The organism is Pseudomonas mosselii (assembly GCF_019823065.1).
In the GTDB taxonomy this organism is placed as follows: Bacteria; Pseudomonadota; Gammaproteobacteria; order Pseudomonadales; family Pseudomonadaceae; genus Aquipseudomonas; species Aquipseudomonas mosselii.
On the sequence record NZ_CP081966.1, the window covers coordinates 3276107 to 3277329 of the forward strand.

Consider the following 1223-nt stretch of genomic DNA (forward strand, 5'->3'; position numbering starts at 1 on the left):
GCTCACGCCCCCGCCTCGCCCGACACCGGCTCGCCGATCACCACCCGATCGCCTTCGGCCAGGCCATCCTTGACCTGCACCTTGACGTTGTTGTTGATCCCCGCCTGGACCTTGCGCACCTGGGCGAAGCCCTTGGCGTCGATCACCCTTACCGGGAAACTGCCGTCGGCGTCGCGCGGCCCCAGCGCCGCCACCGGCACGGTGAGCACGCCCTGGGCGGTGTCGAGTACGATGCGCACCTGGGCGGTCATCGAGATGCGCAGGCGGTGCTCGGGGTTGGGTACCTCGAACAGTGCGTTGTAGAACACCGCGCTGGCCTGCTTGGCCGCGCCGCTGTTCTTGTCGCTGCTCTCCAGGTAGTTCTGCGGCGCGGGCTCCGTGCCGCGCAGCTTTGCGTAATAGCGCTGGTCATCGCCGAGGATGGTGAAGTACACCTGCTGGCCGGGGCTGATATGGATCACGTCGGCCTCCGACACCTGGGCCTTGATGGTCATGGTGTCGAGATCGGCCAGTTTGAGGATCACCGGCGCCAACTGGTTGGAGATCACCGTCTGGCCTTCCTGGGTGACGATGCCCACCACATGGCCATTGATCGGCGCGACGATGCGGGTGTAGCCGAGGTTGACCCTGGCGGTGTCGATCTGTACCCGGGCGCTCTTGATCTGCGCGTCCAGCGAGCGCAGGTTGGCCTGCTGCACCTCGAACTCGGACTCGGCGCTCTCGAAATCCTGGCGCGAAATCGACTCGTCGTCCTGCAGCACCTCGTACCGCTCGTAGACCCGCCTGGCCTGCTTGAGCTTGGCCTGCACCGAGCGGCGCTCGGCCTGCAGCTTCTCCTCGTCGACCTCGGCCTGGCGCAGGGTGTTCTGCGGCACCAGCGGGTCGATCTCGGCCAGCCACTGGCCCTCGCTGACCTTGTCACCGAGCTTGACCTTCAGCGACTTGAGCTGCCCGGAAACCTGGGCGCCAACGTCCACCTGGCGGATGCCCTCCAGGGTGCCGGTGGCCAGCACCGCGTTCTCGATGTCGCCACGTTCGACCGTGGCGGTGATGTACTGCGGCGGCTTGGCCGGGGCCTGCACCGCGTACAGCACGATGCCGGCGACCAGGACCGCGGCGAGCCCAAGGGTGATCTTGCGAAACTTCGTCTTTTCCATAAAACCGTTCTTCCAGAATCCGCTGAGGTCCCGTGGGCGCGGGCATGGCCCGCGCCCACGACGGTG

1 protein-coding gene is annotated in these 1223 nt (G+C 66.6%); it reads right to left on the reverse strand.

What is annotated here, in order from left to right; genetic code table 11:
* Window positions 1-2: 2 nt before the first annotated feature.
* Window positions 3-1157 carry a macrolide transporter subunit MacA gene (macA, locus tag K5H97_RS15375; RefSeq protein ID WP_028691507.1) on the reverse strand — a complete coding sequence of 385 codons (1155 nt, stop codon included), beginning with the start codon at window positions 1155-1157 and terminating at the stop codon, window positions 3-5.
* Window positions 1158-1223 lie beyond the last annotated feature (66 nt).